At 70.7% G+C, this 7,838-nt stretch carries 8 protein-coding genes; 5 read left to right on the forward strand and 3 right to left on the reverse strand.

Annotated features, from left to right (window positions below):
* Positions 1-33: 33 nt before the first annotated feature.
* Positions 34-477, forward strand: a complete 444-nt coding sequence (locus ABT367_RS21965) for a hypothetical protein (RefSeq protein ID WP_352254763.1) — start codon at positions 34-36, stop codon at positions 475-477.
* On the opposite strand, the gene ABT367_RS21970 is transcribed toward ABT367_RS21965, so the two are convergent.
* A complete protein-coding gene (locus tag ABT367_RS21970) occupies positions 428-979 on the reverse strand; it encodes a hypothetical protein (RefSeq protein WP_352254764.1) in 552 nt (183 codons plus the stop codon). The genes ABT367_RS21965 and ABT367_RS21970 overlap by 50 nt on opposite strands.
* Positions 980-990: 11 nt before the next feature.
* Positions 991-1,593: a TetR/AcrR family transcriptional regulator gene (locus ABT367_RS21975; protein ID WP_352254765.1), complete on the reverse strand. Its 603-nt coding sequence runs from the start codon at positions 1,591-1,593 to the stop codon at positions 991-993.
* A gap of 90 nt (positions 1,594-1,683) precedes the next feature.
* Between ABT367_RS21975 and ABT367_RS21980 the strand changes: the two genes are divergently transcribed.
* Together ABT367_RS21980 and ABT367_RS21985 are read left to right on the forward strand one after the other, a co-directional pair.
* Positions 1,684-1,806 (forward strand): hypothetical protein, encoded by a 123-nt coding sequence (locus ABT367_RS21980; RefSeq protein ID WP_352254766.1) that lies wholly within the window; start codon positions 1,684-1,686, stop codon positions 1,804-1,806.
* 91 nt (positions 1,807-1,897) lie between these two features.
* A complete protein-coding gene (locus tag ABT367_RS21985; protein ID WP_352254767.1) occupies positions 1,898-2,494 on the forward strand; it encodes a dihydrofolate reductase family protein in 597 nt (198 codons plus the stop codon).
* Positions 2,495-2,556: 62 nt separating this feature from the next.
* Here the strand turns inward: ABT367_RS21985 and ABT367_RS21990 are convergent, their stop codons facing one another.
* A complete protein-coding gene (locus ABT367_RS21990; protein WP_352254768.1) occupies positions 2,557-3,003 on the reverse strand; it encodes an Lrp/AsnC family transcriptional regulator in 447 nt (148 codons plus the stop codon).
* Positions 3,004-3,261: 258 nt separating this feature from the next.
* On the opposite strand from ABT367_RS21990, the gene ABT367_RS21995 reads away from it, so the two are divergent.
* Both ABT367_RS21995 and ABT367_RS22000 read left to right on the forward strand, forming a co-directional pair.
* Positions 3,262-6,696: an indolepyruvate ferredoxin oxidoreductase family protein gene (locus ABT367_RS21995; protein WP_352254769.1), complete on the forward strand. Its 3,435-nt coding sequence runs from the start codon at positions 3,262-3,264 to the stop codon at positions 6,694-6,696.
* A 245-nt stretch (positions 6,697-6,941) separates the two neighbouring features.
* A partial coding sequence (locus tag ABT367_RS22000; RefSeq protein ID WP_352254770.1) for an AAA family ATPase occupies positions 6,942-7,838 on the forward strand: 897 nt, incomplete at its 3' end.

The raw sequence follows: 7,838 nt of genomic DNA on the forward strand, positions 1-7,838 counted from the left end.
ACGTTGAGCGTATGGTCGGCAAGGAGGCGAGGAGTGGCTGAAGTCGTCCCGTACCTGCTGGCTTTCGGCGGCCTGATCGCGGTGATGGCGTTCTTCACCTGGCTGAAGCGCCTCGTGCTCCGCCGCGGCCTGTCCGGGTCGGCGCTGCGCGGCGCGCTGGCCTCGTACGAGGAGGCGATGCGTATCACGTCACACGAGTCCCACATCGAGATCCGCGCCCAGGCCGACCGCCAGGCGCCCGCCTTCGACGACGACCCACGGTGGACGGGCCGCACCCTCGCAGGTGCGAACGCGGTCCGGACGCGGCGCTCGAGCGGTCCAGTCAGATCGGGCCGTCCGGTCAGACGCCGCCGGCTCCGTCGGCTGCGACGCCAGCGGGTATTCGGTACGGCAGCCGGCCCGCCTGTACCTCGCTCCTACCGACTCATCACGCTCGCAGCTCGCGGCTTCCGGCGCGGTTCTTCGCGATGTTCCTGATCTTCCTCGTGCTGCCTGACTCGGCGAGCAGGGCGAGCACGGCCGCCGACGTCGACCTCTCGGCGAGGACACGCTGCATCCAGTCGGTGACCTTCGCCAGCTCGCTCGGCGTCGGCACGTGACCTTCCTCGACGGTCAGACGGAACAGCCAATCGTCGATACGACGGCGGATGAACTCGCGAAACGCATCCGTCCTCAACCGGTTGAGCTCCGGCAGCAGTTCGGCCGACCACTGCCGGAACCCGGCAGGACCGGTCGCCTTCATCGCGATGTGGTCCACGAGAGCGACCACCGCTGTCTTGGATGCCATCTCGTCGGGGTCGCGCAGGATCGTGGCCACGATCGCGCGATCCCGTTCGCGGCTCTGCGAGGCAGCGGTCACCAGGACGACGCGTTGGTACGCGGCCGATCGGACATGCCCGTCCGCGACGGCGTCCTCGACATCCACGTCGAGGATGGCGGCCTCTGCCAGCAACTCGGCCACATCGGAACGCAAGGTCATCGCTTGCCCGCCTAGTCGGACGAGGACAGGATGCGGGCCGCCATCGCCTCGATGAGGTCATCGAGAGGGTACGGCGCCAGCAGCTCCGGGACGGTGAGGTCGTCCACGATGAGGCCGAGCATCGCGAGGTAGAGCAGGACGACGCTGATGCGGTCGCCAGGCAGGCCGGCGCCCAGGTGAAAGCCGATGTTCGCGTCGAGCTGTGCGGTGAAGAACCGGGTGAGTTCCGCGTGCAGTTCGGGGCGCCGGGTCGCCTCCAGACGCAGCTCCATGAGGGCCAGCCAGCTGCTGCGGTCGGCGCGCATCCGGCCGAGCAGCTGCTTGAGGAGCGTCGCGACCAAGTCGGCCGAAGGCTTCTCGCGCATCGTGTCGGCGAGTTGGGACTCGTCCGGCGTCAGCCGCTCCTGGATACGGGTCATGACCTGCGCCAGGAGTTCGGCGCGGTGCGCGAAGTAGTTGGTGGTCGTGCCCTTGGGGACCTGCGCTTCGGTGTCGACCGCGCGCAGGGTCAGCCCGCGTGAGCCCTCGCGGGCGAGGACCTCGATGGCGGCGTCGAGGAGGGCTGTGCGGCGGGCCGCGTTCTGGCGCATCGGCTGTTCCTTCCGGAAACTCATTGACACCACTGCAAGTGCAGTACTACGTTCTAACCACTGCAAGCAGAGTACATCAGTTGCCGTGACCGCGGATATCCGCCAAGGAGTCAGATGCGAAACCAGCGCAATACCCAGCGGATCAACCCCCAGCAGAACGCCCGCTTCCCGCAGCCCGCCAAGCCCCGCTCCATTCCCCGCCCCCGCCCGCTGCCCAAGCCGGGCACCCGCCGCTGAAGGCCGACCACCGAAGGCACCTATGACAGCCCCCATCACGCACCGCACCGCAGACCACACACCCGAAGATCGCCGTCCTGAGGAGGGCCCCGTGCGCAAGCTCGTCTACTTCATCGCTTCCACCCTCGACGGACAGATCGCCGGCCCCGACGGCGCCGATCCCACCAGTGGTCCGGACGCGTTCTGGCCGATCACCGAGGACTACCTGGGGCACCTGATCGCCGAGTTCCCCGAGACGCTGCCGGCCCCCGCGCGTCAGGCCCTCGGTGTCACCGCCCCGGGCACCCGCTTCGACACCGTCCTGGAGGGTCGGCGCACCTACCAGGTCGGCCTGGACGCCGGCCTCACCGACGCCTACCCGCACCTGCGCCACCTCGTCTTCTCCCGCACCTTGCCCGAGAGTCCCGACCCCCGCGTCGAACTGGTCAGGGAGGACCCGGTCGACAGGGTGCGGCAGCTCAAGCAGGAAGACGGGAAGGACATCTGGCTCATCGGCGGCGGCGAACTGGCCGGCGCGCTGTACACGGAGATCGACCAGCTCATCCTCAAGCTGGGCCCGCTCACCGTCGGCGCCGGGATCCCGCTCTTCGGTACCAAGGCGGCGTTCGACCCTGCCGTGTTCACCCTCACCGACAGCAAGATCCTGGAGAGTGGCAGTGCCTTCCTCACCTACACGAAGAAGCGATAGCCGCCCGCGCCTGGCCCGTGCGGGCGGCGGCCCCTCGGTCGACCCGTGCGGGCGGTGGTGCCTCAGTCGTCCCGTGTCCATGAGCCAAGCACCATCAGCGTCCTGGTCCCGATGACCTTGCCGGATCCGCGCAGACGGTCGATCACCTCCTGCAGATGGTTGATGTCCCGTACGCGCATATGGACGAGGGCGTCGAGGTCACCGGCGATGGTGAACACCGCCTGCACCTCGGGCGCACGCGAAGCGCTGCCGAGGATGTCCTTGACGCTGGTGGTCCCGGCGTAGCGGAGTTCCGTGAACGCCTCGATGCCCCAGCCGAGCTTCGCGTGGTCGACCTGCACGGTGAAGCCGGTGATCACCCCGGACTCGCGCATCCGGTCGATACGGCGCTTGACCGCGGCCACGGAGAGGCCGACCTCGGGCGCCATCTCCGAGAACGTGCGACGGCCGTCCGCCTGGAGCAGGCGCAGCAGTTGGTGGTCCGTCTCGTCCAGCTCGTCACTCGGCATGGCGGGCTCCTCCTGTGGTGATCACTGGCGGCGATTGGCGATCGGCGATCGGCGATCGGCGACTGGTGGTCGGCGACCGTCGGCAGCGGACCGCCGGTATCCGGCATCCGACGCAATGAAATCAAGCGACAGGGGCAACTTCCATGACTTCTTTGCGTCTTGTGCGCGATCAGGCGAGCGGGTCTTGCGTGCCCTGAAGTCGGGTTGTGTGCTGGGAGGGTTCCCGCTCCCCGAACCCCCGCCGCCGTGGAGGACCCTGTGAGTGTTCGCAGCCGAGCCCTTTCTCTCGACGACAAGTACACGGCCACCGAAGGCCGCGCCTTGATGTCCGGGGTGCAGGCCCTGGTCCGCCTCACGCTGGAACAGCGGCGCCTCGACCGTGAACGAGGCTTGGACACGCGGGTGTTCGTCTCCGGCTACCAAGGTTCTCCGCTGGGCGGCCTGGACTTGGAGATGGGCCGCGCCTCCCGGTTCCTCGACGATGCCGGCGTGGTCTTCCGGGCGGGGCTGAACGAGGAGCTCGCCGCCACTGCGGTCGGCGGCACACAGCACCTCGGCAGACTGCCGGGCGGACGGCACGAGGGTGTGACCGGGTTCTGGTACGGCAAGAACCCCGGCCTCGACCGGGCCGCCGATGCCATCCGGCACGCCACGACGGCCGGCACCGCTCCGCTGGGCGGCGCGGTCGCCTGGATCGGGGACGACCCGGACTGCAAGTCCTCGACCCTGCCCAGCAGTTGCGAAGTGCTGTGCCAGAGCCTCGGGCTGCCGCTGTTCGCCCCGGGTTCGGTGCGCGAACTCATCGAGTACGGACTGCACGCCGTCGCCCTGTCCAGGGCCGCGGGACTGTGGACGGGCCTGAAGATCGTGGCCGATGTCGCGGACTCGTCGGCCACCGTCGACCTCGCCGACCTCCACCGGAACGTCCCCGTCCCGGAGCGCCGGGTCCAGGCCCCGGCAAAGGTGCTGGTCGGACCGGCCGCGCTGGACGCCGAAGAGGATCTGCTGACCCGCCGCCTGGCCATCGCCCGTGCCTACGCGCGCCAGCACGGCATCAACCGGATCGTCTCCTCGGCCCGGCAGGCGCGCCTCGGTGTGGTCGCTTCGGGGGCGTCCTTCGCCGTCGTACGCAGGGCGCTGAGCGATCTCGGCATCGGTGAGGCGGAAGCGGAGCGGCTCGGTGTCCGACTCGTCGGATTGGGCATGCCCTTCCCCTTGGACGCCGGTCACCTGGCCGAACTGACGGCGGGGCTCGAGCAGTTGCTGGTCGTGGAGGACAAGAGCGACTTCCTCGAAGGGCAGATCAAGCAGGCCCTGTACGGGCGGTCCGACGCGCCGGTCATCGTCGGGCGACGGGACGCGGCAGGACGCGCGCTGCTGCCGGTGCGCGGCGCCGTGAAGGCCGACGACGTCGCCCGCGCGCTGGCCGGACTCATCGGCGCCGAGCGTCTGCCACGCCCTTCGGCCGCTCTCGTACCGGAAAAGCGGCACGCCGGACCGCGGCTGCTGCCGCTCGTCGCCGACCGCACACCGTTCTTCTGCTCCGGCTGCCCGCACAACCGCTCCACGCGCACCACCCAGGACACCCTCGTCGGGGTGGGCATCGGATGCCACGCCATGGTCGCCCTCGACGACAGCGGCATGCGCGGCAACCTGGTCGGCCTGACGCAGATGGGCGGCGAAGGGGCACAGTGGTTCGGCCTCGCACCCTTCACCGACGACCGGCATTTCGTGCAGAACCTGGGCGACGGCACCTTCCACCACTCCGGCTCGCTCGCCGTGCGCGCCGCCGTCGCGGCCGGTGTGACCATGACGTACAAGCTCCTCTACAACGAGGCCGTCGCGATGACCGGCGGGCAGAGCGTCGAGGGCGGACTGGACGTTCCCGCGCTCACCCGGCTGCTCGCCCTCGAAGGTGTGCGCCGCATCGTGATCACCACGGACGAGCCGCGCCGCTACCGGGGAATCCGTCTGGACCGTCAGGCGAGCGTGCGCCACCGCGACGAACTCGCGGAAGTCGAAGCCGAGTTGGCCGCGGTCGACGGGGTGACCGTCCTGATCCATGACGACCGCTGCGCGGCCGAGGAGCGCCGGATGCGCAAGCGCGGCCTGCTGCCCACACCCGTCGCGAAGGTGGTCGTCAACGAGCGCGTCTGCGAAGGCTGCGGTGACTGCGCCGAGCAGTCGACGTGCCTGTCGGTACAGCCCGTCGAGACCGAGTTCGGCAGCAAGACGCGTATCCACCAGCCGTCCTGCAACTCCGACCTCAGCTGCCTCAAGGGCGACTGCCCCTCTTTCCTGCTGGTCGAGCCGGGTTCCTCCGCAGCACCGTCGGCCCCGGACCGGCTGCCCGAACCTCCCGACGGGCTGCCCGAACCGCAGGACCGCTTCGGCGGCCGCGAAGTCGTCCTGCGCATGCCCGGCATCGGCGGCACCGGTGTCGTCACGGTCTCCCAGATCCTGCAGATGGCCGCGCACCTGGACGGCCTGCACGCGGCAGGACTCGACCAGACCGGTCTGGCGCAGAAGGGCGGGCCCGTCGTCAGTGACGTACGCATCGGCAAGGACCCCGTCACCGGTTCCGTGCGGGCCTCGGGCCGTGGTGTCGACGTCCTCATCGGCTTCGACCTGCTCGGCGCGGCATCCGACGCGACGCTGGCCACGTGCACCCCGGAGCGGACGATCGCCGTCGTCAACACGGCCGTCGTCCCCACCGCCGCCATGATCACGCGACACGTCGCCGTGCCCGGCAGCCCGCAGGACGCCCTGGTCAAGATCGCCTCGGCCACCCGGGACGCGACACCGCTGGCCCTGGACGCCCAAGGTCTGGCAGAACAGCTCTTCGGCGACCACATGCCGGCCAACATGCTGCTGCTCGGCGCCGCCTACCAGCACGGCTGCCTGCCCGTCAGCGCGCAGGCGGTGGAACTTGCCGTCGAACTCAACGGTGCGTCCGTGGCGAAGAATCTGGCCGCGTTCCGCTGGGGGCGCGCCGTGGCGCTCGACCCCGAGGCGGTACGCCGAGACGTTCCCCCGCCGCAGCAGCCGGCGACCCCCCTCAGCAGCACCCTGGAGGAAGCGGTCGCCCTGCGCGCCGACGACCTCGCCGCGTACCAGAACACCGCCTACGCCGAGCGCTACCAGCAGGCGGTGAAGGCCGTCACCGCCCTGGCCACGGACCGTGCGGGGGAGGAGGGCGGACGCCGCGTCGCCCACGCGTTCGCCGCCTCGCTGCACCAGCTGATGGCGTACAAGGACGAGTACGAGGTCGCCCGGCTGCATCTGGACCCGGCCGAACAGGCCCGCATCCGCGCCGAGTTCGGAGCGGTCGCGCGCGTCTCGGTCCTGCTGCACCCACCCGTATTGCGCGCACTGGGGATCAACCGCAAACTGCGGCTGCGACGCACCAGCGGGCCGGCGTTCCGGCTGCTGCGGGCCGGCCGCAAGCTGCGGGGCACCCTGCTGGACCCCTTCGCCCGTACCGAGGTCCGCCGCACGGAGCGGGCCCTGGTCACCGAGTACCAGCAGCTGATGCGCCAGGCCCTGGAGCAGCTCACCCCCGACAACGTTGACGACGTCGTACGGCTGGCCGAACTGCCGCAGACGATCCGGGGATACGAGCACATCAAGATGGCCCGGGTGGTGGAGTACCGCACGCAGGCGCGGGTCGCCCTCGACGGCCTTGCGCAGTGATGCGGACGGCCTTCGGCAGTCACCGGGCTGCCTAGTGCAGTGAGCGGGCTGCATGGTGCACGGATCGGGCGGCAGCGGAGGGCCAGGAGATCGACGTGCCGGTGACCTGCGGTCACAACTCGATCCGTATCGGCTCCAACCGGCGCATCCGGCAAGCGGAACCAGCGCACCAGCCAAGATCCACCCTTGCGCCGTAGCGCCCGCCCGTGCATCTTCATGCACACGCTCAACCAGGGGGTGGACGCATGCCGTTGATCGGCCGGGAGCGGGAAGTGGCGGTGCTCAGAGCGGCGTTGGGGCAGGCGCCCTGCGTGGTGTACGTCGCGGGCGAGGCGGGCGTCGGCAAGAGCGCGCTGGTGGCGGCGGCCGCGCCACAGGCGCGGGTGGTGCGCTGCGGCGCCGGGCCGGGGGAGGGCGGCGACGTGCTCGTGGGGCCGGGCCCCTTGGACGGTGCGGCGCTCGCGGGACCGGGACCGGTGGTCATCGAGGATCTGCAGTGGGCGGACGCCACGACACTGCGGCGCCTGCGCGACTGCCTCGCCGAACCCCCGGCCGGGATGCGGCTGTTGCTCCTGTACCGCCCCGAGGAGCTCACTGTGCCAGGTCTGCCCCTGGGTGTCGCGGGCAGCCAGGCGCACACCGTGTCCCGCACCCAGCTCGACCTCGCGCCGCTCACGCCCGAAGACGTCATCACCTGGTCCCGACTGCCCGAGGACGAGGCGCAGGCCCTGTACGAGGTGAGCGCGGGGCTGCCTCACGTACTGGCGGATCTGCTGCAGGCGCCGGAATCGGACGGCGCGCCGCCCCGCCTCACCCAGCTCACCCTCGACCGGTGCTCCGGCCTGGACCCGGATGCGCAGGCGCTGGTCCACGCCGCCGCGGTGCTCGGAGAGCCCGCCGACGAGAAGGTGCTGGCCGCTGTGGCGGGGCTGCCCGCCCCACGTGCCCAGACCGCCCTGCTCGCTGCTCTGGCCGGACGCCTGCTCACGGAGACACCGCAGGCCGCTTATCGCTGCCATCCGCCGCTCGCCGCACGGGCCGTGCTCGATCAGCTGCCGGGGCCGGTCCGCCGCAGGCTGCACGGACGGGCCGCCGAAGCGCTGGCCCGGCTGCCCCGGCCGGTCCCGCTGGCCCGGGTCGCC

It is taken from the genome of Streptomyces mesophilus, from assembly GCF_040300965.1.
GTDB classification, from domain to species: domain Bacteria; phylum Actinomycetota; class Actinomycetes; order Streptomycetales; family Streptomycetaceae; genus Streptomyces; species Streptomyces mesophilus_A.

Excerpts from the sequence above, each read along its gene's own strand:
- ABT367_RS21970 (WP_352254764.1), bottom strand. The coding sequence starts at position 979 with ATGACCTTGCGTTCCGATGTGGCCGAGTTGCTGGCAGAGGCCGCCATC.
- ABT367_RS21990 (WP_352254768.1), bottom strand. The coding sequence starts at position 3,003 with ATGCCGAGTGACGAGCTGGACGAGACGGACCACCAACTGCTGCGCCTG.
- ABT367_RS21975 (WP_352254765.1), bottom strand. The coding sequence starts at position 1,593 with ATGAGTTTCCGGAAGGAACAGCCGATGCGCCAGAACGCGGCCCGCCGC.
- ABT367_RS21980 (WP_352254766.1), top strand. The coding sequence starts at position 1,684 with ATGCGAAACCAGCGCAATACCCAGCGGATCAACCCCCAGCAGAACGCC.